The 22,625-nt window shown below is 39.0% G+C and carries 24 protein-coding genes and 3 tRNA genes; 19 read left to right on the top strand and 8 right to left on the bottom strand.

Going from position 1 to position 22,625, the window contains the following annotated elements; translation table 11 throughout:
* Positions 1 to 108: 108 nt before the first annotated feature.
* From znuC to tilS, 5 genes are all read left to right on the top strand, one after another.
* Complete coding sequence (gene znuC, locus HMPREF3020_RS04435) at positions 109 to 903, top strand: zinc ABC transporter ATP-binding protein ZnuC (RefSeq protein ID WP_070775687.1); 795 nt, start codon at positions 109 to 111, stop codon at positions 901 to 903.
* 9 nt (positions 904 to 912) lie between these two features.
* Positions 913 to 1,698, top strand: a complete 786-nt coding sequence (gene znuB, locus HMPREF3020_RS04430) for a zinc ABC transporter permease subunit ZnuB (RefSeq protein ID WP_070775686.1) — start codon at positions 913 to 915, stop codon at positions 1,696 to 1,698.
* A gap of 87 nt (positions 1,699 to 1,785) precedes the next feature.
* Positions 1,786 to 2,733 (top strand): acetyl-CoA carboxylase carboxyl transferase subunit alpha, encoded by a 948-nt coding sequence (accA, locus tag HMPREF3020_RS04425; RefSeq protein WP_070775685.1) that lies wholly within the window; start codon positions 1,786 to 1,788, stop codon positions 2,731 to 2,733.
* 114 nt (positions 2,734 to 2,847) lie between these two features.
* The gene (pdxY, locus tag HMPREF3020_RS04420) at positions 2,848 to 3,714 is read left to right on the top strand and encodes a pyridoxal kinase (RefSeq protein WP_049369150.1); all 867 of its coding nucleotides are present in this window, start codon (positions 2,848 to 2,850) and stop codon (positions 3,712 to 3,714) included.
* Positions 3,714 to 5,006: a tRNA lysidine(34) synthetase TilS gene (gene tilS, locus HMPREF3020_RS04415; protein WP_070775684.1), complete on the top strand. Its 1,293-nt coding sequence runs from the start codon at positions 3,714 to 3,716 to the stop codon at positions 5,004 to 5,006. The genes pdxY and tilS overlap by 1 nt, the downstream gene beginning before the upstream one ends.
* A 15-nt stretch (positions 5,007 to 5,021) precedes the next feature.
* On the opposite strand, the gene mutH is transcribed toward tilS, so the two are convergent.
* The 3 genes from mutH to HMPREF3020_RS04400 all read right to left on the bottom strand — a co-directional run bounded on the left by mutH (position 5,022) and on the right by HMPREF3020_RS04400 (position 7,690).
* Complete coding sequence (gene mutH / locus HMPREF3020_RS04410; RefSeq protein ID WP_070775683.1) at positions 5,022 to 5,693, bottom strand: DNA mismatch repair endonuclease MutH; 672 nt, start codon at positions 5,691 to 5,693, stop codon at positions 5,022 to 5,024.
* Positions 5,690 to 6,229 (bottom strand): methylated-DNA--[protein]-cysteine S-methyltransferase, encoded by a 540-nt coding sequence (locus HMPREF3020_RS04405; RefSeq protein WP_070775682.1) that lies wholly within the window; start codon positions 6,227 to 6,229, stop codon positions 5,690 to 5,692. Before HMPREF3020_RS04405 ends, mutH begins: the two co-directional genes overlap by 4 nt.
* A 90-nt stretch (positions 6,230 to 6,319) precedes the next feature.
* Entirely contained in the window at positions 6,320 to 7,690 is a 1,371-nt protein-coding gene (locus HMPREF3020_RS04400) for a porin (protein WP_070775681.1), read from the bottom strand.
* A gap of 209 nt (positions 7,691 to 7,899) precedes the next feature.
* Between HMPREF3020_RS04400 and HMPREF3020_RS04395 the strand changes: the two genes are divergently transcribed.
* The 10 genes from HMPREF3020_RS04395 to mtgA all read left to right on the top strand — a co-directional run bounded on the left by HMPREF3020_RS04395 (position 7,900) and on the right by mtgA (position 15,634).
* Positions 7,900 to 8,187 (top strand): YfcZ/YiiS family protein, encoded by a 288-nt coding sequence (locus tag HMPREF3020_RS04395; RefSeq protein WP_049369142.1) that lies wholly within the window; start codon positions 7,900 to 7,902, stop codon positions 8,185 to 8,187.
* Positions 8,188 to 8,340: 153 nt separating this feature from the next.
* Complete coding sequence (gene purM / locus HMPREF3020_RS04390; protein ID WP_070775680.1) at positions 8,341 to 9,378, top strand: phosphoribosylformylglycinamidine cyclo-ligase; 1,038 nt, start codon at positions 8,341 to 8,343, stop codon at positions 9,376 to 9,378.
* Positions 9,379 to 9,446: 68 nt separating this feature from the next.
* Positions 9,447 to 10,085, top strand: a complete 639-nt coding sequence (gene purN, locus HMPREF3020_RS04385; protein WP_070775679.1) for a phosphoribosylglycinamide formyltransferase — start codon at positions 9,447 to 9,449, stop codon at positions 10,083 to 10,085.
* A 111-nt stretch (positions 10,086 to 10,196) separates the two neighbouring features.
* On the top strand, positions 10,197 to 10,976 hold the full coding sequence (locus HMPREF3020_RS04380; protein WP_070775678.1) for a beta-methylgalactoside transporter: 780 nt from the start codon (positions 10,197 to 10,199) through the stop codon (positions 10,974 to 10,976).
* A gap of 1 nt (position 10,977) precedes the next feature.
* Positions 10,978 to 11,532 (top strand): septation protein A, encoded by a 555-nt coding sequence (locus HMPREF3020_RS04375; RefSeq protein WP_014064871.1) that lies wholly within the window; start codon positions 10,978 to 10,980, stop codon positions 11,530 to 11,532.
* Positions 11,532 to 12,002: an acyl-CoA thioester hydrolase YciA gene (gene yciA / locus HMPREF3020_RS04370; RefSeq protein WP_070775677.1), complete on the top strand. Its 471-nt coding sequence runs from the start codon at positions 11,532 to 11,534 to the stop codon at positions 12,000 to 12,002. The genes HMPREF3020_RS04375 and yciA overlap by 1 nt, the downstream gene beginning before the upstream one ends.
* 11 nt (positions 12,003 to 12,013) lie before the next feature.
* A complete protein-coding gene (locus HMPREF3020_RS04365; RefSeq protein WP_070775676.1) occupies positions 12,014 to 12,310 on the top strand; it encodes a YciI family protein in 297 nt (98 codons plus the stop codon).
* A gap of 66 nt (positions 12,311 to 12,376) precedes the next feature.
* Positions 12,377 to 14,569, top strand: coding sequence for a transglycosylase SLT domain-containing protein (locus HMPREF3020_RS04360; protein ID WP_070775675.1), 2,193 nt, complete (start codon positions 12,377 to 12,379; stop codon positions 14,567 to 14,569).
* 32 nt (positions 14,570 to 14,601) lie between these two features.
* A complete protein-coding gene (gene trpR, locus HMPREF3020_RS04355; protein WP_065244193.1) occupies positions 14,602 to 14,910 on the top strand; it encodes a trp operon repressor in 309 nt (102 codons plus the stop codon).
* Entirely contained in the window at positions 14,888 to 15,634 is a 747-nt protein-coding gene (gene mtgA / locus HMPREF3020_RS04350) for a monofunctional biosynthetic peptidoglycan transglycosylase (RefSeq protein ID WP_070775674.1), read from the top strand. Before trpR ends, mtgA begins: the two co-directional genes overlap by 23 nt.
* A 55-nt stretch (positions 15,635 to 15,689) precedes the next feature.
* Here the strand turns inward: mtgA and HMPREF3020_RS04345 are convergent.
* Together HMPREF3020_RS04345 and gltX are read right to left on the bottom strand one after the other, a co-directional pair.
* A tRNA-Ala gene (locus HMPREF3020_RS04345) sits at positions 15,690 to 15,765 on the bottom strand.
* 80 nt (positions 15,766 to 15,845) lie between these two features.
* Positions 15,846 to 17,288 (bottom strand): glutamate--tRNA ligase, encoded by a 1,443-nt coding sequence (gene gltX, locus HMPREF3020_RS04340; RefSeq protein WP_070775673.1) that lies wholly within the window; start codon positions 17,286 to 17,288, stop codon positions 15,846 to 15,848.
* Positions 17,289 to 17,460: 172 nt separating this feature from the next.
* Here gltX and HMPREF3020_RS04335 point away from each other — a divergent pair.
* Together HMPREF3020_RS04335 and HMPREF3020_RS04330 are read left to right on the top strand one after the other, a co-directional pair.
* Positions 17,461 to 17,536: transfer RNA gene (locus HMPREF3020_RS04335), tRNA-Val, on the top strand.
* 59 nt (positions 17,537 to 17,595) lie between these two features.
* Positions 17,596 to 17,671: transfer RNA gene (locus HMPREF3020_RS04330), tRNA-Val, on the top strand.
* 118 nt (positions 17,672 to 17,789) lie between these two features.
* Here the strand turns inward: HMPREF3020_RS04330 and HMPREF3020_RS04325 are convergent.
* From HMPREF3020_RS04325 to HMPREF3020_RS04315, 3 genes are all read right to left on the bottom strand, one after another.
* The gene (locus HMPREF3020_RS04325; RefSeq protein WP_049383223.1) at positions 17,790 to 18,782 is read right to left on the bottom strand and encodes an amidohydrolase family protein; all 993 of its coding nucleotides are present in this window, start codon (positions 18,780 to 18,782) and stop codon (positions 17,790 to 17,792) included.
* 191 nt (positions 18,783 to 18,973) lie between these two features.
* Positions 18,974 to 20,716 (bottom strand): DUF3413 domain-containing protein, encoded by a 1,743-nt coding sequence (locus HMPREF3020_RS04320; RefSeq protein ID WP_070775672.1) that lies wholly within the window; start codon positions 20,714 to 20,716, stop codon positions 18,974 to 18,976.
* A 1-nt stretch (position 20,717) separates the two neighbouring features.
* Positions 20,718 to 20,936, bottom strand: coding sequence for a YejL family protein (locus HMPREF3020_RS04315; RefSeq protein WP_005698664.1), 219 nt, complete (start codon positions 20,934 to 20,936; stop codon positions 20,718 to 20,720).
* 138 nt (positions 20,937 to 21,074) lie between these two features.
* Between HMPREF3020_RS04315 and yejK the strand changes: the two genes are divergently transcribed.
* Both yejK and bamE read left to right on the top strand, forming a co-directional pair.
* Entirely contained in the window at positions 21,075 to 22,091 is a 1,017-nt protein-coding gene (gene yejK / locus HMPREF3020_RS04310; RefSeq protein ID WP_070775671.1) for a nucleoid-associated protein YejK, read from the top strand.
* A gap of 62 nt (positions 22,092 to 22,153) precedes the next feature.
* The gene (gene bamE / locus HMPREF3020_RS04305; protein ID WP_049365683.1) at positions 22,154 to 22,567 is read left to right on the top strand and encodes an outer membrane protein assembly factor BamE; all 414 of its coding nucleotides are present in this window, start codon (positions 22,154 to 22,156) and stop codon (positions 22,565 to 22,567) included.
* Positions 22,568 to 22,625: the final 58 nt, after the last annotated feature.

Here is a 22,625-nt window from a genome sequence, read left to right as displayed (position 1 = left end):
TACCCTAAAAATGTCAAATCTTATGCCTAAATATTAGGCATAGTCGGAATTTCTTGAGAAAAATAAGGAAATGAGCTATTTTATTGAGCTATTTTTAAAGGGGGAATTATGCAAATTCGCGCCATTCAACCAGCCCAACCCACACCATTAATTACACTGAAAAATATCAATGTGGTCTTTGAACAAAAGACAGCATTACGGGATATTAATTTCAGCATTTATCCTAATTCAATTATCACCATTGTAGGCCCAAATGGTGGGGGGAAATCGACCCTCTTGAAAACCTTATTAAAATTACAACCGCCGACATCCGGTGAGGTGATTTATAGCACCAATGTCAGAATTGGCTATGTCCCACAAAAAATTCACCTCGATCACAGCTTACCAATGACGGTTGAGCGTTTTCTGGCACTCAAAAAAGGGGTTAAAACGCAAGAAATATCAACCGCACTTGAGCAACTCTCTATCACTCATTTGAGAAAAAATAATATGCAAAAACTCTCAGGTGGGGAAATGCAACGCGTGTTATTAGCTCGTGCGATTTTGAACAAACCCAATTTACTGGTGCTAGATGAACCAACTCAAGGGGTCGATATTAATGGTCAAGCTGAACTTTATCAGCTGATTCACCGTACTCAACAAGCCTTAAATTGTGCGGTTTTAATGGTTTCCCATGATTTGCATATCGTGATGGCGGACAGTAAAGAAGTGTTGTGCATCAATCAACATATTCGCTGTGCCGGCACACCCGAAAGTTTATCGAATGATCCAACATTTATACGCCTTTGGGGCAACCAAATCTCACAAAATGTGGGCTTTTATACGCACCATCATAATCATCATCATAATATGCACGGTGATGTTTGTAGTTGCAGTGCCAATCCATCTGAATGCCAACAATAAGGAAAAATCATGTTTGAGATTTTATTTCCCGCCTTGCTTACGGGCTTACTGCTTTCCTTAATTACCGCACCACTGGGTGCTTTTGTGGTGTGGCGTAAAATGGCTTATTTTGGTGATACCCTTTCCCACTCGGCCTTGCTTGGTGTGGCGTTAGGGATTTTCCTACAAATTAATCCTTATGTTGCCATTGTAATTTTGACGATTATTCTTGCCGTATTAATGGTTTGGCTCGAAAGTAACACGCAATTTTCAGTGGATACCCTTTTAGGCATTATCGCACACAGTTGTCTTTCCCTTGGTGTGGTTACGGTTGGCTTACTTAAAAATGTCCGAGTCGATTTAATGAGTTATCTTTTTGGGGATTTACTCGCCATTAATTTTAACGATTTACCTTATATTGGTGCTGGCGTAATCATTGTATTAGGCACACTGCTTTACTTCTGGCAAGCCTTACTCTCCACCACCGTTTCGCCTGAACTTGCCCAAGTAGAAGGCATTAACATTAAAAAAATGCGATTTATCTTAATGATTTTGACCGCACTGACAATTGCATTAAGTATGAAGTTTGTCGGAGCCCTGATTATTACATCGCTCTTAATTATTCCTGCCGCAACAGCTAGACGTTTTGCTAAAACGCCTGAACAAATGGTATTTATTGCGATTTTAATCAGTATGCTTTCCGTCATTGGCGGGTTATTCCTTTCTGCCTTTTATGATACAGCGGCAGGTCCTTCTGTCGTGATTTGTTCCGCATTTTTGTTTTTGTTATCATTACTAAAAAAGGAATATTTATAATCCGCTCCAACCAGTGAAAACCATTTGCACCGCACCTTAAATCTTGATAAAGTGCGGGCAACTTTTGACGATATTTTAGGATAAGAAATGAGCCAAGAATATTTAGATTTTGAATTACCTATTGCTGAACTTGAAGCCAAAATTGAAGCGCTACGTTCAGCATCTGATGACAAAATTGATTTACACGATGAAATTAAACGCTTACAAAAGAAAAGCGATGAATTAACCAAAAAAACCTTTGCAAATCTTGATGCATGGCAGGTTTCTCGTATGGCACGTCACCCAAATCGTCCATACACGCTTGATTATATCGAACATATTTTTACTGATTTCCAAGAACTTGCAGGCGATCGTGCCTTTGCAGATGATAAAGCAATCGTAGGTGGTCTTGCTCGTTTAGATGGTCGCGCGGTAATGATTATCGGTCACCAAAAAGGTCGTACAGTAAAAGATAAAGTAACACGTAACTTTGGTATGCCAGCACCTGAAGGTTATCGTAAAGCGCTACGTTTAATGCAAATGGCTGAGCGTTTCAACTTACCTATTATTACCTTTATCGACACGCCAGGGGCTTACCCGGGTATCGGTGCGGAAGAACGTGGTCAATCTGAAGCGATTGCTCGTAACTTACGTGAAATGTCTACCTTAAAAGTACCTATTATCTGTACGGTAATCGGTGAAGGCGGTTCCGGTGGTGCATTAGCCATTGGTGTGGGAGATAAAGTGAATATGTTGCAATATTCAACTTATTCCGTTATTTCACCAGAAGGCTGTGCTTCTATCTTATGGAAAAGCGCAGAAAAAGCGTCAACCGCAGCAGAAGTCATGGGCTTAACCGCAACTCGTTTAAAAGAGTTGGGTTTAATTGATAATATCGTTCAAGAGCCATTAGGTGGTGCACATCGTAATTATCATGAAATGGCACGTAATTTAAAACAATGCCTTGTTGAAGAACTAAACGAACTCGATACCTTCGACAAAGATGGCTTATTAGAAAGACGTTATGAACGTTTAATGTCTTACGGTTATTGTTAATAAAATAGAAAAAGAGCGGTTAGTTTAACCGCTCTTTTTTGTGTTTTGAAAAAATGTTGCATGGATGCAAGAAACAGCATCAATGCCTAAAATAATATAAAAGGAGAACTCAAAATGAAAAACGTATTAGCAATCCAATCTCACGTGGTTTATGGCTTCGCTGGCAATAAATCTGCGACCTTCCCAATGCAGCTCTTAGGTGTAGATGTATGGGCACTCAATACCGTGCAATTCTCTAACCATACTCAATATGGCAAATGGACAGGCATGGTGATCCCTCAAGAACAAATTGGTGAAATTGCTAACGGTTTAGATGCGATTGGGAAACTGCAAGAATGTGATGCGTTACTTTCTGGCTATTTAGGTTCAGCGGAACAAGTTGATCAAATTATCTATGCTTTAGAGAAAATCAAAGCTCGTAACCCAAATGCACTTTACTTGTGCGATCCAGTGATGCCAAATGCCGAAAAAGTCTGCGTAGTAGCGGATGGTGTACGTGAACGCTTAATTGAAAAAGCCATTCCACGTGCGGACATCATGACCCCAAATCTTTCCGAACTTCGTACACTTTCTGACTTCCCTATAAACACCTTTGACGATGTGCTCAAAGCCGCCAATGCATTAGTGGCTAAAGGTGTGAAAAAAGTGTTGGTCAAACACTTAGGTAAAGCAGGTAAATTAAATGATCCTGATACCTTTGAAATTATTATGGCGACACCTGAAGGTGTATGGCATTTAAGTCGTCCGCTTTATAAATTTAACTTTGAACCTGTTGGTGTGGGTGATTTAATTGCGGGGACTTTCTTGGCGCATTACTTAAACTGTGGCAATGATGTTGAAGCTTTTGAAAAAATGAATAATGCCGTTGCGGGTGTAATGAAAACTACGTTTGATTTGAAATCTTACGAACTCCAACCGATTGCTGCACGTTTTGAAATCTTAAATCCAAGTACAAACTACAAAGCTGTTAAAGTTGCCTAATGGATCTTTTTTCATTATTCCAAGCACAAATTCCAACCACCGCCAATAAGCTTCTCATCGCTTTTAGCGGTGGTTTGGATTCCACTGCACTGCTTTCTTTAGTTAAAAAACTCAGTGAAAAACGACCGCACTTAAGCCTGCGAGCTATCCATATCCATCACGGATTAAGCCCGAATGCGGATGCTTGGACAGCTCATTGCCAACAACTCTGTGAACAATTTGCGATTCCACTTATTATTGAAAAAGTCAAAGTGGAAATGCACGATGGTATTGAGGCTGGCGCAAGAGAAGCCCGTTATCAGGCTATTTCAACACATATTCAACCTGACGAATATCTGGTTACTGCACATCATTTGAATGATCAAACTGAAACCTTTTTCCTCGCATTAAAACGAGGCGCAGGATTACAAGGTTTAGGTGCCATGCAAAAAGAAAGCCAATTATTCGGGATGCCTATTCTACGCCCGCTCCTTTCTTTTAGCCGAAATGAATTAGAAGATTACGTTCAGCAAGAAAATCTGTCTTGGGTCGAAGACGAAAGCAATCAAAATAATCATTACGATCGTAATTTCTTACGTAACCAAATTTTGCCTGAATTACGCCAGCGATGGGGGCATTTTGATCATACAGTTCAGCGTGCCGCACAACATTGTTTTGAGCAACAACAACTGATTAATGAATTATTACAAGATTGCTTTGAACAGCATCTTCTTGAGGATCAAAAACAGTTTTCGCTCCTGAACTTTCTAGACTATTCATCGCCAAAACAAACCGCACTTTTGCGAATGTGGTTGGCTAAAAATCAGATTGCCATGCCAACGCAAATTCAATTAATGCATATTATTGATGATGTTATTCAGGCTAAAGCGGATGCCTCCCCACAATTTCAACTTGGGGAACATATTATTCGCCGTTATCAACAATGTCTCTATTTAACGGAAACATTCACTGATTTGTCGCAAACTTGTCTTGATATGCCGTTAAATCAACAGATTACCTTGCCCGATAATCTTGGAACAATTTGTGCAGCCCACAATGCGAGAGGCATTTTAGTGCATTGGAATGACAAACTGATTCAACTTGCTGATACACAAGAACCGATTCAAATACGATTTGCTTATACTGGCAAAGTGAAACGACAGCATAATCGCCCTGCCGAAACCATGAAAAAAATTTGGCAAGAGCTCGGCGTTCCACCTTGGCAACGAAATCGCATTCCACTCATTTTTTATGGTGAGACTTTACAAAGTGCGGTGGGATTTTTCCGTGTTTTTCAAAATGAAGAGAAATAAAAAATGGGTGATGATTCACCCATTTTTATGATTAAGAAAAGCGTTTAAAATGCCTGCCGTAAATTCTTTCCGTAAATAAAAGCCCAGTGGCAAGGTATCAATCACTTCCCCATTTTTACCAATGCCTTTCGTAATGGCTTTACTATTGGCGCCTTTTGGACGCAGTTGCATGACTTCACCAATACGCGCCGTAATCTGATCTAACTTTCCGAGCACAATATAATCCATCAACTCTTCCCAATCTTGGCGTAATTGATGTTCTTGTTCAGTCGAAGGACGCCATAAGATAGGCTGACCAATATGGCGCTCACGCAAAGGAATGTCTCGACTACCTTCAATAGGAATCCACAAAACTGTCGATAATTTATGACGAACGTGTGAATTTTCCCAATTTACTCCTGAGTTTTGAACCAAGGGCGCAAGGCTCACAAACGTGGTTTCCAACGGAAAACCTTCGGCATTGATGGGTAAGGTTTTTAATTCGATGCCTAAATGGGAAAAGTCCTGCTCTGCTTTACTACCAGCAGTCGCTCCTAATGCGGTTTCAAGCAACATTCCAACCCAACCTTTATCGCGTTTTAAATCAGGCGGAACGGAAATATTTAACTCATCTGCAAGTTCGCCAAAGGTTAACCCCGCAATAGATTGCGCTTTTTCTAATAAGGCTTGTTCGGTTTGTGGGATCATTCGTGGTATTTCTTCAATAATTTCGGTTTAACGTATTCTACGCCTTTGTCGATGTAAGGAATATTTTCTAGTTTCAATAAAAAGCGTTTTGCTGGCAATCCACCACCAAAACCAGTAATTTCACATTTTTTCCCTAATACACGATGACATGGAATGATAATACTAATGGGATTACTCCCTACCGCACCGCCAACAGCTCGCACCGCCTTAGGGTTATTAATGCTTTCTGCTAAACCACCATAACTCGCCATTTTACCATAAGGAATTTGACGCAATGCTGCCCAAATCGCTTGTTGAAATGCGGTACCTTTAGGCGATAAAGGAATATCGGAGAAACTTTCTAGTTCGCCATTAAAATAACGCGTTAAAGCGCCCCGCACTTTTTCAAAAAGCGGTAAATTCTCTCTCAAAATCCAATTGGGATTCGGCGTGGTTTGTTCTAATTCACAATCTAAATTCGTTAAATATTCACCATCAGAAAGCATCAATAACCGACCAATTGGTGAGTCCATATAAGCATAAAAAAGTGCGGTCATTTTTCTCTCGTTTTTTATAAAGTCATATAAGAAAAAAGCACACCGAACATACATTCGGTGTGCTGCGTATTATGCTAAATTTTTTACAAATTAGAAACTGTAGTTTAAGTTTAAACCGTAAAGGTTAGCACTTGCTTTAGAGGTATAATTCGCTGTTACTGTCGCTAAGCCACCAATTGATTGGCTTTCGGTAAAGTGAATTTTTTTTCCACGTAAGTGTGCAAAACCCGCATCAATAGAAAGATTAGGGGTAAATTTATAAGTTGCCCCTACGCTATACCACATACGATCAGTATCTGGAATAGATGCACTTGCATGCTCTGTTGGTGCAGCAGCTTCATCATAAGCAATACCGGCACGAAGCGTTAATTTATCATTTACATTATAGGTTGCACCTAATGCATAACGAGAATTGCTACGATATTTTTCATCTTTGTGGAAAGCAAGCTCACCGTCATTAAAGGTTGCGTGTAACTCTTTGAAACGGCTCCAGTGTGTAAATTTGTAGCTGTAGTGTAATGCCAAATTATCTGTGACTTGGTGGAAACCTGATAATTCTAAATAATCTGGTAAGTGTAATGTTAACCCACCTGCAGCAGGGCCTTGACCACGAATAGTACGACCTGCACTCACAGCACTATCATCTTCAAAGTCAATATCAACTTTTGAGTGATAGGCTAAACCAACACGGTTATTTTCGTTGAACTCATACATTAAACCAGCATTCCAACCAAAACCCCATGCATTTTTATCCTGTAAGTGGGTTAATACAGTTTCTTTATTCACACCTTGTAATTTTGCTAAAGAAGCGGCCGCGTTTGGTGAAATTCGTCCAGCTTTCACTAATGCAGGAACTAATGGCGCAGCATTTTTCACTGCATCACTTAAAATACCTGCACGACGCTCAATTTCTGCTTTTGCATAAACTGCATTTAAACCCACACCAGCAGTTAAACCTTGAGAGACACGATATGAACCGCTTAAATTTAAGTTAATCGCACTTAAATCAGTTTTACCGCCGAATACTCCCGCGTTGTAATCTGATTCATATTCACTTTTTAATCCAAAATTCACATTCATACCACCACCAATGGCAAATTTGTCATTAATTGGTGCTACAAAATACATATTCGGAATCAATGAGCCAGGAACAACACTATTATGATCTGCAGAACCTACAGCAACAGTACGACCTAGCGCATTAACTGTAACTGGACCACTCATGTGAATTTTAGAATCTACATAAACGCCACCCACAGAGAATTGATTGGTTTTGAATAAGCTCATTAATGCAGGGTTAGTTGCAACCACTGAAGCATTATCAGCAATTGCTGCTTCACCAGCATAAGCACGACCAAGACCTGATGTAGAAACTTCTGCTAATTGGAATGCGGCTGCATTTGCACCGCTTGCTGCTAACAATATGGTCATTGCTAATAGCGTTTTATTAAATTTTCTCATTTGGAACCTTTTGTTATTAATAATAATGAAAAAAGCCGCGAGATTCTAAAACTCCAATAAATGGAGTGCAAATTATTTTAGATTAATTTTAAAGTGTTCCGACCAGTTATAAATAAATGATATTTAAATTAAAAAAATGTGGCTACTTTGGCAGAGCGTTTTAAAAATGCTAGAATATAACCAATCTTAATTTTAAATAAGGAAATCCTATGACAGTAACATGCAAAGCAGAAGAATCTCTCACTTGTAGTTGTGTTGATGTGGGTACGATTATTGACGGTTCAGATTGTTCTGTTGATATTCATCAAACCTATGCGAATAAAGCTGAAGCTGAAGCTGCACTTAATCGTTTCATTGAAAAAGCTCGCAAAACAGAAAGCGATCCTTGCGAGATTAAAAGTGAAATCACAGAAACTGAAAATGGCGCCAATTTAACGGCGCGTTTTACATTTAGCTGCCAAGCTGAAGCGATGATTTTTGAATTAGCGAATCGCTAAAAACTTTTTAGAAATTGACCGCACTTTATCCTTTAAAATAAAGTGCGGTTATTTTTTTAGTTAAAACCCAATTAAATCACTATCGCAAACGTTTGCTTAATCTGATACAATCACGCCGTTTTATCATTTAACCTAAAAATATAGGATAACATTGTGAGCAAACCATCATTAAGTTATAAAGATGCAGGCGTGGATATTAATGCCGGTAATGAATTAGTTGAACGTATTAAACCACACGTGAAACGAACTACTCGTCCTGAAGTCATCGGGGGATTAGGTGGGTTTGGCGCATTATGTGCTATTCCGGGCAAATATAAAGAACCGATCCTCGTTTCAGGTACAGACGGTGTAGGAACAAAACTACGTTTAGCCATTGACTTAAAAAAACACGATACCATTGGTATTGATTTGGTTGCGATGTGTGTTAACGATTTAGTGGTTCAAGGCGCCGAACCATTATTCTTCTTAGACTACTATGCGACAGGAAAACTTGATGTGGATGTTGCCTCTGATGTGGTAAAAGGCATTGCAGAAGGCTGTGTACAATCGGGTTGTGCATTAGTGGGTGGTGAAACCGCTGAAATGCCGGGTATGTACCACGCTGGCGATTATGACCTAGCAGGTTTCTGTGTGGGTGTCGTCGAAAAATCAGAAATCATTGATGGTAGCCAAGTTAAAGTAGGAGATGCTTTAATTGCACTAGGTTCAAGTGGCCCGCATTCAAATGGTTATTCTTTAATTCGTAAAGTCATTGATGTTGCTGGCGTCAACCCAGCCACTGAGCAATTAGATGGTCATCCATTAAGTGAACAAGTGCTTGCACCGACAAAAATCTATGTAAAATCTGTTCTCGCTTTAATCAAACAAACGGAAGTCCATGCTATCGCACACTTAACGGGTGGCGGTTTCTGGGAAAATATCCCTCGTGTATTACCGAAAAATACAAAAGCGGTTATTGATGAAAGCAGTTGGGAATGGCAACCCGTATTCAAATGGTTACAAGAAAAAGGCAACATTGAAACCTATGAAATGTACCGTACATTTAACTGTGGCGTTGGTATGGTGATTGCATTACCACAATCGCAAGTGGAAACTGCTTTAGCGATTTTAAAACAATCCGGTGAAAATGTCTGGTTAATCGGTCATATTGAAAATGCGACAGATAACGAACCACAAGTCATTATTAAATAATTTCTCTTTTCCATTTCAGGGCGAAAATTTCAGAATGAAAGGTTCGCCCTTCTTTTATGTAGAATAATATGAAAAAAATTGCCGTCCTGATTTCAGGGCAAGGATCAAATCTTCAAGCGATAATTGAGGCTTGTCAAACTGGGTTTATTCCAGGAAAGGTCGTGACTGTCATCAGTAATAAAATTGATTCATTTGGCTTAGAACGCGCTGAAAGTGCGGGCATTCCTAGCCGAGTTTTTTTGCACCAAGATTTTAGTTCCAATCCCGCTATGGATAAGGCTATAGGGGATTATTTAGACGCTCTCAATATTGATCTCATTGTGTTAGCCGGTTACATGAAAATCTTAACCAAGCCATTCACACAACGTTTTACTGGGAAAATTTTAAATATTCATCCTTCCCTTCTGCCAAAATATCCTGGGTTACATACTTATCAAAGAGCACTTAAGAATGGCGACAGCGAACACGGTACAACTGTGCATTTTGTCAATGAAGAGATCGATGGTGGTGCCATTGTGTTACAAGCTAAAGTGCCTATTTTCCCTGGTGATACCGTCGAGGAAATTGAACTTCGTACGCGTGAACAGGAATATAATATTTATCCTTTAGTGATTAAATGGTTTATTGAAGAGCGATTAAAACTGATTGAAAATCAAGCTTATTTAGATGGTAAGTTGCTACCGCCTAATGGCTATGCTTATGAATAAAACGATATTCTCTCTTGAAAATGGTAAATGAAATCACCATTAAATAACCTGATTTTATGAAAAAAACAATAAACCCTGTATAATCGGGGTTTTATTATTGTGGGATATAGTATGCAAATTAATTTTACTCAGATTTTTCAAGATAGCCTCAACTTTATGCGTAATCAGCGAAAAACCGTGCTGATTTTCATTGGTATTTTCGTCATCTCACAATTGATTAATGCACTAGTCAGTGTCCCAATGCCGAGTTTGGGTGATAATCCTAATCCATCACAACAGGATATTATTGATGCATTGAGCAAAGTGGAGCCAACTGTGCTGATTGGATCTTTTTTATTCCAACAATTGTTAATGTCTTTTATTGCAACCTTCGGTATTGCAACTATTCATCATATTAGTCAACAAAATGAAAATCCGATTAATCAAGGTCTCATGCTGACATTGCGTCGTTTTTTAGGTGTGGTCGTTTTAGATATTTTTATGAGTTTGCCACTTTTATTTGGCCTTGCTGATGTTATGAGCTCATTTTTAAGCAAAGATGAGCTCTCTCCTTTAAGCCAAAATGCGCTCTCTCCCCTAGCCTTTGTTTCAATGGTATTTGGTTTATTTTTCTTTGTTCGCCTATGCTTATCGCCTGTGCATTACATTGCATCCAATCAATCTATAGGACAAAGTGCTTTACAAGTGTGGCGTGCGGGTGTTAAACGTAATGGCATATTGATTATTTATGCTTTGATCACTTATTTACTTCTACCTTTATTAGTGAATAGCGTTGGTGCAATCCTAGGTACATCATTTCTAAGTGTGATTTTTGGTATTTTGGTAGCATTATTTCAAATATTTATTTTGGTATTTACTTACCGTTTTTACAGCTTATTTATGAAGGCTTAATATGAAACAACTTCTTGAATTTATTCCGCTTGTTCTCTTTTTCATCACCTACAAAATGTTTGGTGTGCGTGAGGCGGCGATTGTCTTAGTTATCGCGACCATCATTCAGATGGTTGTACTAAAACTGAAATATGGCATGATTGAGAAACAACAAAAAATCATGGCAATTGCTGTCGTCTTTTTTGGTTTGCTCACTGCCTATTTCAATGAAATCAAATACCTACAATGGAAAGTCACGATTATTAATGCCTTATTTGCCATTGTTTTATTGGTTGCACAATTCCAATTCAATACGCCACTGGTGAAAAAGTTATTAGGCAAAGAAATCCAATTACCGGATAATGTGTGGAACAAATTGAATTTAGGCTGGGCAGGATTTTTCATTCTGTGTATGCTTGTAAATATTTATATCAGCCAAAATATGTCTGAAGATGCTTGGGTTGATTTCAAATCTTTTGGTTTACTTGGTATGACCTTTGTTGCAACAATCGTCAGCGGTGCTTATATTTACCGTTACTTACCTAAAGATGATCAAAAAAATGATGGGGAAAAATAATGGTTTCAAATCTTACTGATAAAGAAGGTCGTCAATCTAAAGGCGTATTATTATTACGTACCTTAGCAATGCCTTCAGATACCAACGCCAATGGCGATATTTTCGGTGGTTGGATTATGTCACAAATGGATATGGGCGGAGCGATTCTAGCGAAAGAAATCGCTCATGGCCGTGTGGTCACCGTTGCCGTAGAAAGTATGAACTTCATTAAGCCTATCTCGGTAGGGGATGTGGTTTGCTGCTACGGACAATGTCTTAAAGTGGGTCGTTCTTCTATTAAAATTAAAGTAGAAGTCTGGGTAAAAAAAGTCTCTAGCGAACCCATTGGTGAACGCTATTGTGTCACCGATGCGGTATTTACCTTCGTTGCAGTGGATGCTGACGGAAAATCTCGCAGCATCCCACGTGAAGGCAACCATGAATTAGAACAAGCCTTAAAAACGATTGAAGAATTGCACTTAAGTTGCTAATAGGAGAAGCTATGTACTATGTAATTTTTGCCCAAGACATTCCCGGCACCTTAGAAAAACGTCTTGCTGTACGTGAACAACATCTTGCTCGTTTAAAACAATTACAAGAAGAAGGTCGTTTATTAACCGCAGGTCCTAATCCGGCCATTGATGATGAAAATCCAGGTGAAGCTGGCTTTACAGGCTCGACTGTGATTGCTCAATTCGAAAGCCTGTCTGCAGCAAAAGACTGGGCGGCACAAGATCCTTATGTTGAAGCTGGCGTTTACGGTGATGTGATTGTGAAGCCTTTCAAAAAAGTTTTCTAAATAAAACGAACTCTACACTCAAAGACGGATCTAAATATCCGTCTTTCTCTTTATATGGAATCTCCTATGCGAGCACTTAAACACACGACAATTTCGTTATTAATTTTAACCGCACTTTCAGGCTCAGCTTTGGCTAATCAGCATGCCCATAAAAGCAAAAATGAAACGGTGCCACAAACTAACCTTGCAGAAGAACAAGCCAAATGGGCACAACAACAGCACGCGCATGAATTAAAGCTGATTGAACAACGCGCGACTTTTCTGCAACTAGAATCGCTTCTAAAAAGTGCGGTCAAAAATAATCATGTTTCTAATAATGCCAAATTATTTCTTGGGCTTATTGATTCTTTAAAAGGCTATCCATTGCAAGCTGATGCTATGGCGGCTTATTTAGATGCGCGTGTAAAAACCGTTAATCGCGATACGCCTCGTGAAGAAGTAAATGCATTACGAACAAACATTGAACAATTTATTCAGCAGCATGCCTCTCATTTTCTACGCGGAAAATTAGAACAAAGCATTTTTACGTTATTCACCAATGCTGAAGATACTCAAGCGCTCGCTAAACTCACGCCAAATAATTTGGAAACACAAATTGCCGTGCTCACGGCTAAATATCAAATAGAAGCAGCCAATACCAATCAAACAGCAGAAAACCAATCAAACGATAAGAATAAATCGGCTATTTTGTCTGAATATGAACAACTTTGGCTCAATAATGCTGAACTTCCTAATGATGCGCAACTCTGGACGGCATGGTATTCACAGGGTGGACGTACTCCAGACAAAATATATCAAAAAGCGGAAATGCTCTTCAGTAAAAATGACGCGAAAGGATTAGAAATACTCGCTAAAGAGTTAGAAAAAATTGAGAATGCTAAAGAAGATGAGCAAGTGGTCACTAATTTAGCACTTTATCAGGATCTCTTAAAAAATCCGGCAAACTTAAAAACACTTGCGGATGCATCACCATTAATTGATAACAATACAAATAGCATTATCAACAAATTTGCTGTATTACAAGGCTTTGGTCGTTATTTGCGGACGATTCCGGAAAATATGAATGAGCCAACGTTTACCCTTTACGAACAATGGGCGAAAAATTGGCAATTAAATGAAACGGAATTACGTGATTGGAAAATCGCCTTTATTAGCCGTTTCTTTGATAATGAAAGCCCTAATTTTGCCCAATGGCGCGATCAGGAACTTCTCAAACTTAATGCCGATAATCTCATTGAGCGTCGTTTACGTACAGCTATTTGGCAAAAAACGGATTTACTCGCCTGGTTAAATGCACTTTCAGATGAAGCAAAACAAAAACAAGAATGGCGTTATTGGATGGCTAAAACAACCGCTCAAGCATCCGATAAAGAGGCAAAACAACACTTAGAAGCTTTATCGAAAGAACGTGGTTTTTATCCAATGTTGGCTGCGGTCAAATTAGGCCATTCCTATAAACTGGAAATGCCTAAAATTCCTCAAGAGTCCAATATCCAAGAGAAATATGCAACTGAATTAGCTGAGATTGCAGAACTACGCCAATTAGATCGATTAGGTGCAGCCAAACAACGCTGGCGTTCTCTATTGGAAAAATTACCGCAAGAGAAACAACTTGCGTTAAGCCAATATGCGAATGAACAAAATTGGTTTGAATTGGGCGTAGATGGCTCGATTATTGCAAAAGCTTGGGATTATATCGACTTACGCTTACCAAATGCTTACAGTCAATATTTTGATATTGCCCTCAGCAATGTGAACCTCAGCGTAACAGAACCTCAAGCCATTGTGGATAATCGTGTTACCAAAACCTTCGCCATGGCCATTGCGCGCCAAGAAAGTGCTTGGAATCCAATGGCACAATCTTCCGCAAATGCTCGAGGATTAATGCAGCTATTACCAAGTACTGCGCAAAAAACAGCAGAAAATCAACAGCTTCCTTATAACGGCGAATCAGATCTATTCAAACCGCTTAATAATATTTTACTCGGTACAGCTCACTTAAATGAACTAAATGCTAAATATCCAAATAATCGTATTTTGATCGCCTCTGCCTATAATGCGGGAGCAAGCCGTGTAGAAAAATGGCTTTCGAGAGCCAATGGCAAATTGGCTATGGATGAATTTATTGCCTCTATTCCGTTCTTTGAAACGCGAGGTTATGTTCAAAACGTATTAACTTACGATTTTTACTATCAACACCTACAAGACAAAGAAAAATTACAAACCTTTAGCAAAGAGGAATACGATCGGCTATACTAGTCGCACTAGTTTAATAGTATAGGATTGTTGATATGTATATTAGTCGCAATTTAGAACAATGGAATGCTTTCCTCGCGACCTTGCAAGCCGCGTTTGAACAAGGGAAAGCACAAGATTTATTAACGCTTCTGCTCACGCCAGATGAGCGTGATGCAGTGGGTTTACGTTTACAAATCGTGGCGCAGTTATTGGATAAAAATCTCTCACAACGAGAGATTCAACAAAATCTCAATACCAGTGCGGCAACCATTACTCGTGGTTCTAATATGCTCAAAACAATGGATCCAGATTTTATAAACTGGGTGAAAAGCCAACTCGATGAGCAAGCTGCAAAAAACTAAGCGAATTCTGACCGCACTTTTACATCTTTTTCGCCCATCTTGGTGGAAAAAAAATTGGCAGCGGGTTGCGTGGTGTTTTTCTCTCGCAATCCTGGCATTTTTCATTTGCTTCCGCTTTATCCCTGTTCCCTTCTCTGCCTATATGGCACAGCAAAAAATCGGGCACTTATTACAGTTGGATTTCAGCTATTCAATCAAATACGATTGGGTGAGCCTTGATGAAATCTCACCAAATATGCAGCTTGCGGTGATTGCCGCTGAAGATCAAAAATTTCCCAACCACTGGGGCTTTGATTTTGAGGCGATTCAAAAGGCCTTTAAATTTAATGAAAAATCTCGCCGAACCCGAGGCGCTTCAACGATTTCTCAACAAACAGCAAAAAACCTCGTTCTCTGGCATGGACAAAGTTGGTTTCGCAAAGGATTAGAAGTTCCCACAACGGCATTAATGGAAATCTTTTGGTCCAAAGAACGCATTTTAGAAGTGTATTTGAACATCGCAGAATTTGGTAATGGCATCTTTGGTGTAGAAGCGGCTAGTCGCTATTACTTCAAAAAATCAGCGAAGAATTTAACTCAATCAGAAGCGGCATTACTCGCAGCGGTTTTACCAAACCCTATCATCTATAAAGTGAATAAGCCTAGTGCGTTAGTTCGTAAAAAACAAAGTTGGATTATGCGACAAATGAATGGATTAGGCTTAAATTACCTAAAAGAAATGTAGATTTGCCATAAAGAAAAAACCTTGAAACTCACTTTAAGTTTCAAGGTTTTAAATTTGGTGGAGATAATCGGGATCGAACCGACGACCTCTTGAATGCCATTCAAGCGCTCTCCCAACTGAGCTATATCCCCAAATAACGCAAGCTATGATAAATTTCGGCTGATAAACTGTCAATATTGAAATAATCAAATCTCGCTTATCAGCCTAAATATTAAGCGTTTTGAGATTTAATAAAATCAATGGCACGTTGGATACGCGCTAACACACGTTCACGACCGATACCCACTAATGTCACATCCATAGAAGGTGATTGACCTGAGCCTGTTACAGCTACGCGTAATGGCATCCCGACTTTACCCATACCCACTTCTAATTCAGCCGCGGTTTGTTCAATCGCTTCATGCGTAGAATGTAAATCCCAGCTAGAAAGTGCGGTCAATTTTTCTTTTACTTTTTCAAGTGGTTCAATCGCCGCTACTTTAAAGTGTTTCTTCACCGCTGCTTCATCAAAACTTTCAAACTCTTCGAAGAAATAACGGCTTGCTGATGCCATTTCTTTTAAGGTTTTACAACGTTCTGCAAGCATCGTCACGATTTCAGTTAATGCTGGGCCATTTGATGTATCAATACCTTGATCTTTATAGTGCCATGCAAGGTGTTTTGCCACATATTCAGGTGGTAATTCACGAATATAGTGGTGATTTAACCACAATAATTTTTCTGTGTTAAATGCACTTGCAGATTTACTCACGTGATCTAATTCGAAGAATTTAATCATTTCTTCACGTGTAAAGATCTCTTGGTCACCATGGCCCCAACCTAAACGAACAAGATAATTGATTAAGGCTTCTGGTAAATAACCGTCATCACGATATTGCATCACACTTACCGCACCATGACGTTTTGAGAGTTTTTGGCCATCATCACCATTAATCATGGAAACGTGCGCATATACTGGAATTGGTGCGCCTAACGCTTTTAAGATATTAATTTGACGCGGGGTGTTGTTAATATGGTCTTCACCACGCACAACATGAGTAATGCCCATATCCCAGTCATCCACTACCACACAGAAGTTGTAGGTTGGTGAACCATCGGTACGACGAATAATTAAATCATCTAATTCACTGTTGCTGATTTCAATGCGACCACGCACCGCATCATCAAATACGACTGAACCTTCTGTTGGATTTTTAAAACGCACAACATGTGGCTCATCGGCTGCATGATTGTGATCATGTAAACAATGACGGTCATAACGTGGTTTTTCTTTGTTTTGCTCTTGTGTATGACGTAATTCTTCAAGGCGCTCTTTAGAGCAATAGCAACGATAAGCCAAGCCTTGTTCAATCATTTCATCAATCACTTGATTGTAACGATCAAAGCGTTTGGTTTGATAATAAGGACCATGCTCCCAAGCAAGGTTTAACCACTCCATCCCTTCAATGATTGCCGCTGTTGCTTCCGGTGTAGAACGCTCTAAATCGGTATCTTCAATACGTAATACAAATTCACCGTTGTTATGTTTTGCAAATAACCAAGAATAAAGGGCTGTACGTGCACCGCCCACGTGCAAATAACCTGTCGGGCTTGGGGCAAAACGCGTACGTACTTTGACATTCGGATCTAATTCAAAAGGAGGATCAATTTTCATTTTCTTAATAACCTATTCATTTACAAAAATTACCTTTATTTTACTACGACTTGCGTGACTTCTAAATAAAAAATCTGATTTTATGCCTATTTTTGCAACAACTAGACGCTTTTTCATAAAAATATATTGACTGAAATCTCATTATACTTATAATGCCAATCCACAACATTAAGGGCGATTAGCTCAGTTGGGAGAGCACCTCCCTTACAAGGAGGGGGTCACTGGTTCGAGACCGGTATCGCCCACCACTTTTCTAAAGTGTTCTTTCCGCTCAAACTTTCCCATTATTTAAACGCTTTTCTTATGTGGGCGATTAGCTCAGTTGGGAGAGCACCTCCCTTACAAGGAGGGGGTCACTGGTTCGAGACCGGTATCGCCCACCACTTTTCTTAAAGTCCGTTTTAAAATCAGTCAAATTAGCATTAGTTCTGTTTTATCTTATAAATAAAAACGGCCACAAAACGTTTCGTTTTATGACCGCACTTCTATCTAACTTTTGGATTAAACTGGCTCTAAACCTAACACTTTACGTCCGTTGATACTCGCAATATCAACCATTGCATCAAGATGTGGGAAACGACAGCCTGCAGCAAGCAAACTTAGCTCTTGCCACAAATCCCCTTCGCAAAGTGGTACCATGTAATCACAGATATTATCCGTACCTAATGCCACGGTAATTCCCTCTGGAATCATTTCATCTGCCGGTGTCAGTGCATTATGGAAAGGCATTAAATCTTCTTTGCGATTACTATCAATCCACGCCATTGGACAAGCAATCATCATCATTTTTGCCTGACGCATTTTCTCATAAAGTTTATAGCGGTATTCTTTGCTATGTGCACCAATGGAAATACCATGGATTGCCACGACTCGACCTTCCATACCATGTTCGATGGTTTTGTCACAAAGCTGCTCAGTTTCTTTTTCTTTCGGAGAGTTGAATTGATCCACATGCACATGACACATAATTCCGCGAGATTTAGCAGTATCAAGCAGAATGTCCATTGCTTCAAGGCCGCGACCATAATCAAGCTCATCACGATAAGGCAAGCCACCAATCATATCGACCATATCAGAGCCAATATCAAACCATTTGCGAGCTTCTGGCTCAATGACCCCTTTTAAGGTCTGATTTGCGAATTTCAAAATAATGTCATGCTTATAGACTTCGCGAGCTTTGTGTGCAGCAATGATGGCTCTGTCTTCACAAATCGGGTCAATATCCACAAAAGTACCAAATGCCGTCACCCCTTGGGAAATCATCAACTCAATCGATTGACAGAAACGAGCGTAATAATCATCAACACTGGATGTGCGTTTAACTTCGTCCACTAAATCCCATTTTTGTTGAAGATTACTGTTGTGGTAAATGCCAATTTTTTCGGGTGTCATTGTAAAAGCACGATCTGCGTGAGCATGGGCATTAACCCAGCCACCTTTTTTAATAATTTCGTCTCGAATAAACGTTTTAAAGCTACGAACGTGATTTCTCATAATAACTCCGCCAAAAAAGAAAGGAAAAGAGAGACGAGAAGTGTATTAATTGAAAAGCAAACCCAATAAAGGATCTGAGCTATTGTGAATTGTTTACAATGTTATGAAAAATTCGCAGATTTTAATTAATAACATCTTTTCAGTCTTTCAACTGGGTGCAAAGTATAAAATTTTAAGCACAAAAAAGCTATCTATTTATTGATAAAAGAACGCTCTTGTTTGAAAACCTCTAAGAATAAGCCGAGCGGTGGGCGGCTAGAAGATTGCTCAGTATAAGTGCGGTCAAATTTCTTATAGTTTCCTTTGCGATCAATATGATACTGTGTGCCATCCGGCTGAATAATGACATTCCAACGGAAATTCGATGCCAACGCCCAAGGATCGCCATTAAGCTCAAATAAATTGCGACCTTGTGCATAATCCGAAACTGGATTTTTCACTTTAAAGATTGATGACATCAATGCCGGTAACAAATCAGTATGACTCGTTAATTTAGAGACTTCTTGCACCGGTAAATCTTTCCAGTAAACAATAAACGGCACTTGGATTTCATCACGACCGAAATAGTTTTCTTGTGCTTTTTCATCCAGTTTATTAAACGTTTTACCATGCTCTGCCGTAATAATAACAATCGTATTATCTAAGGAAACTGATGCTAAAGTGTCATCAATTTGTTGATCAATCTCCGCAAGGGATTTGGTGTAATTTTCTTCCGTTAGATCCGCAATATCTAAATCCACATAAGCAAACCAAGGTTTATCCTCTTTTAAGAGAGATAAAACGCTATTTATCGCTTCTTTTGGCGAAGAGGCTTTCACTTTAGGTAATTTCACATTACGGAACAAGGCTTGTTTAAATAAGCTGTCTTTAAATGCCGTAGACGAATAAGCAACAAATTGATATTTCTCGTCTTGTAGCTTTTTAATTAATACCGACGGTGTGTGATTACTCAAAATACTGTCCGTATAATTCGCATTCAATCCATAGAATAAGCCTACTAAGCCGGCATTGTTCGTATTGCCGCTGCTGTAATGATTCGTAAATTGAGTAGAACTTGTGGCAAACTCAAACAATTTAGGCATTTTCTCGCTCGTTAGCGCATCATAACGTAAGCCTGAAACGGTAATCACGAGAATATTTGGTTTGTTTTCAACTTGCTCAAACTGAAGATCTTTTTTCGGATAATCAATTTTTAATGCATCCAAACGCCCTTCTTGCTCTAAACGCTGAGAATATGTTTCCGCATTAATAAATCCTTGTTTTTCCAAAAAGGTTCTTGCGGTCATTGGATAAGAAAGTGGGAAGTTTGAACGCTGCATAGTAATCGGACGATATAAAAATGCATCCGCCCAAGCGTAAATTAAGTGTGTCGCGACAAACGTGGAAGTCAGCACTAATCCAACTTTCTTCAGCCATTTCTGACGTTCTAAGCTACGTAATTTTTCCCAACTCCAACGGGAGAAAAGCATTTGGATTAGCAAAATAATCGGCATTGGCGCAAAGAAAATTTGCCAATCCCGTGAGAGATCGCCCTTTTCAGGGTTCACTAACAAATTCCAAACAATAGAAGAAAGGTGGATATTAAAGCGATTAAAAACTTCCGTATCAAACAGTAATAAAGTAGTACAAATCGTGGCAATAATTACCGTTAATCCACGGAAAGTGCGGTGATTTTTGATGATAAAGCTCAGCGGAAAAATAACCAGCAAATACAGGGCAAAAACACAAAAACTGAAATGGCCTAATAAGCTGATAAAGAAATAAATTTTGCCGAGTAAGGTATCTGGCCAGTCAATGAGAAAGGCATAACGACTGCCAATAAGAATTGCGATGATAATGTTAAAAAAAGCAAACCAATGTCCCCACGAAATTTTTCGTGAGGTTTCTTCACGGTATTCACGTCCGTTGAATTTGCTCTTTTTAAACCAAAACATTTTATTTTATTTTTACCGAATTCATTAGAGAGTTGGCAAAGGCTTGAGCTAAAGCTTCACGCTGTGCGGCTGGCACGCTAGTGGTCAATAAATTACTGGCCATATTGCCTAAAGCGATAAGAGAAAGATCAACGGGTGCTTTGTGAGTTTCAAGCACGCTAATCATGTCATTAATGATGGCATTAACTTGCCCATCTGAATACTTTGAATGTTGAGCCATTTGGAATATTTAAGCCTGTTCTAAATGCAAAAAACTTCTCATATCATACCCGATAATTTGTCCAATCTGAATAATTTCTTTTTTCTTGCTTAAAAAGTGCGGTTATAATTTAAGGTAAATTTTACGAAGGAAAAAATTATGAGCATTACGGTTAATCAAATCGTGCTACATCAATTAGTTAAGCACGCTGAAAATGAAACCACTACCATGGAAAGCGTGTTGCGTGATGAACTTCTCACCATTACGCCAGAAGTTGAACAAATGATGTTGCAATTACATCAAGGTTATCAAAATAAAGGCAAAGCATTTGGTGTCTTCCAAGAGAATTCCATCTTTGCACAAGATCTGAATCGTTTATTAGAAAATGAAATCAACTTTTTAAATTTCAGCCAACAATCCACAAAATTATTAGCGCAAGAATTGGGCAAATATAATTTTGCAGACAGCGGTACACTTATCCTATGCCAATATAACTTTTTAGCGACGGATTACCTATTCATTGCACTATTAGATAGTCGTATCAGCATGTTAGTTGACGAAAATCTTGAAATTCGTCGTACGGAATACTTAGATATTACACAATTTGATATTGCTGCGCGAATTAACTTAACTGATTTGCAAGTGAATGCAAACTCAAACCGCTATCTCACCTTCATTAAAGGTCGTGTTGGTCGTAAAATTAGTGACTTCTTTATGGATTTCTTAGGTGCAGAAGAAGGTTTAAATCCGCAAGTTCAAAACCAATGCCTATTACAAGCAGTCAGTGACTACTGTGAACAAGGTGAATTGAACAAAGAACAAACCCAAGCCGTGAAAAAGCAGGTATTTGAGTACTGCAAAGGGCAATTAGCAAGCGGTGATGAAATTGCCTTAACTGAACTTTCAGCCAATTTGCCGACTCTAAACGAGCGCCCTTTTGTCACCTTTACAGAAGATCAAGATTACGGCTTGGAAGAAACGATTCCGCCAGTACGTTCAGCCTTAAAAACATTAACGAAATTTTCGGGTTCTGGTAAAGGTGTGACATTAAGTTTTGATGCGGATTTATTGAATAACCGTATTGAATGGGATCCACTTACAGATACTTTAACAATCAAAGGGATACCACCAAATCTGAAAGATCAACTTCAAAAAGCATTAAAGTGCGATAATTAATTTGGCAAGATCATAAAGTTTCGGTATCATTCGACATAATTTTGCAGTAAAAGGTAAAAAATATGCAATTAAGAACATTTTTAGGTGCAGTTGTTTTAGCATTAAGTTTAACTTCTTGTTCAACGGTGCAAAAAGTTGTTTATCGTATTGATGTTCCACAAGGTAACTACTTAGAAGCAGCGACTGTGGCACAAGTTAAACCGGGCATGACAGCTCAACAAGTACAATATTTGCTTGGCACACCGGTTTTAATCGATCCTTATAGTAACCTAACTTGGTATTACGTGTTCTTACAACAACACTCTTACCAAAAACCTGAACAGCACACATTTACGGTGAAATTCGATCAAAACGGTCTAGTAAGCAGTGCTGAATTAGATAAGCCATTACCTGAAGTGGCAAAACAAGATGAAAATAATACTATTATTAGCACACCTGAAAATGCAGGTAAGAAAAGCTGGTGGAAATTCTGGTAATCATTAAAAAAATAACACCTGCTTGCCATATCAAGCAGGTTCGTTATATTACAAGGGA

Origin of the sequence: Haemophilus sp. HMSC068C11 (assembly GCF_001815355.1) — a bacterium.
Lineage (GTDB): Bacteria > Pseudomonadota > Gammaproteobacteria > Enterobacterales > Pasteurellaceae > Haemophilus_D.
This window is presented reverse-complemented; position numbering and strand designations above follow the sequence as displayed.

Bases quoted from the DNA above. Each gene is read 5' to 3' on its own strand.
- yejK (WP_070775671.1), top strand. From the start codon at position 21,075: ATGAGCATTACGGTTAATCAAATCGTGCTACATCAATTAGTTAAGCAC.
- mutH (WP_070775683.1), bottom strand. From the start codon at position 5,693: ATGATCCCACAAACCGAACAAGCCTTATTAGAAAAAGCGCAATCTATT.
- HMPREF3020_RS04315 (WP_005698664.1), bottom strand. From the start codon at position 20,936: ATGGCTCAACATTCAAAGTATTCAGATGGGCAAGTTAATGCCATCATT.
- znuB (WP_070775686.1), top strand. From the start codon at position 913: ATGTTTGAGATTTTATTTCCCGCCTTGCTTACGGGCTTACTGCTTTCC.
- HMPREF3020_RS04400 (WP_070775681.1), bottom strand. From the start codon at position 7,690: ATGAGAAAATTTAATAAAACGCTATTAGCAATGACCATATTGTTAGCA.
- HMPREF3020_RS04375 (WP_014064871.1), top strand. From the start codon at position 10,978: ATGAAACAACTTCTTGAATTTATTCCGCTTGTTCTCTTTTTCATCACC.
- HMPREF3020_RS04405 (WP_070775682.1), bottom strand. From the start codon at position 6,229: ATGACCGCACTTTTTTATGCTTATATGGACTCACCAATTGGTCGGTTA.
- HMPREF3020_RS04380 (WP_070775678.1), top strand. From the start codon at position 10,197: ATGCAAATTAATTTTACTCAGATTTTTCAAGATAGCCTCAACTTTATG.
- pdxY (WP_049369150.1), top strand. From the start codon at position 2,848: ATGAAAAACGTATTAGCAATCCAATCTCACGTGGTTTATGGCTTCGCT.
- purN (WP_070775679.1), top strand. From the start codon at position 9,447: ATGAAAAAAATTGCCGTCCTGATTTCAGGGCAAGGATCAAATCTTCAA.
- trpR (WP_065244193.1), top strand. From the start codon at position 14,602: ATGTATATTAGTCGCAATTTAGAACAATGGAATGCTTTCCTCGCGACC.
- accA (WP_070775685.1), top strand. From the start codon at position 1,786: ATGAGCCAAGAATATTTAGATTTTGAATTACCTATTGCTGAACTTGAA.
- HMPREF3020_RS04395 (WP_049369142.1), top strand. From the start codon at position 7,900: ATGACAGTAACATGCAAAGCAGAAGAATCTCTCACTTGTAGTTGTGTT.
- mtgA (WP_070775674.1), top strand. From the start codon at position 14,888: ATGAGCAAGCTGCAAAAAACTAAGCGAATTCTGACCGCACTTTTACAT.
- HMPREF3020_RS04365 (WP_070775676.1), top strand. From the start codon at position 12,014: ATGTACTATGTAATTTTTGCCCAAGACATTCCCGGCACCTTAGAAAAA.
- znuC (WP_070775687.1), top strand. From the start codon at position 109: ATGCAAATTCGCGCCATTCAACCAGCCCAACCCACACCATTAATTACA.
- HMPREF3020_RS04325 (WP_049383223.1), bottom strand. From the start codon at position 18,782: ATGAGAAATCACGTTCGTAGCTTTAAAACGTTTATTCGAGACGAAATT.
- tilS (WP_070775684.1), top strand. From the start codon at position 3,714: ATGGATCTTTTTTCATTATTCCAAGCACAAATTCCAACCACCGCCAAT.
- HMPREF3020_RS04360 (WP_070775675.1), top strand. From the start codon at position 12,377: ATGCGAGCACTTAAACACACGACAATTTCGTTATTAATTTTAACCGCA.
- gltX (WP_070775673.1), bottom strand. From the start codon at position 17,288: ATGAAAATTGATCCTCCTTTTGAATTAGATCCGAATGTCAAAGTACGT.
- bamE (WP_049365683.1), top strand. From the start codon at position 22,154: ATGCAATTAAGAACATTTTTAGGTGCAGTTGTTTTAGCATTAAGTTTA.
- HMPREF3020_RS04320 (WP_070775672.1), bottom strand. From the start codon at position 20,716: ATGTTTTGGTTTAAAAAGAGCAAATTCAACGGACGTGAATACCGTGAA.
- yciA (WP_070775677.1), top strand. From the start codon at position 11,532: ATGGTTTCAAATCTTACTGATAAAGAAGGTCGTCAATCTAAAGGCGTA.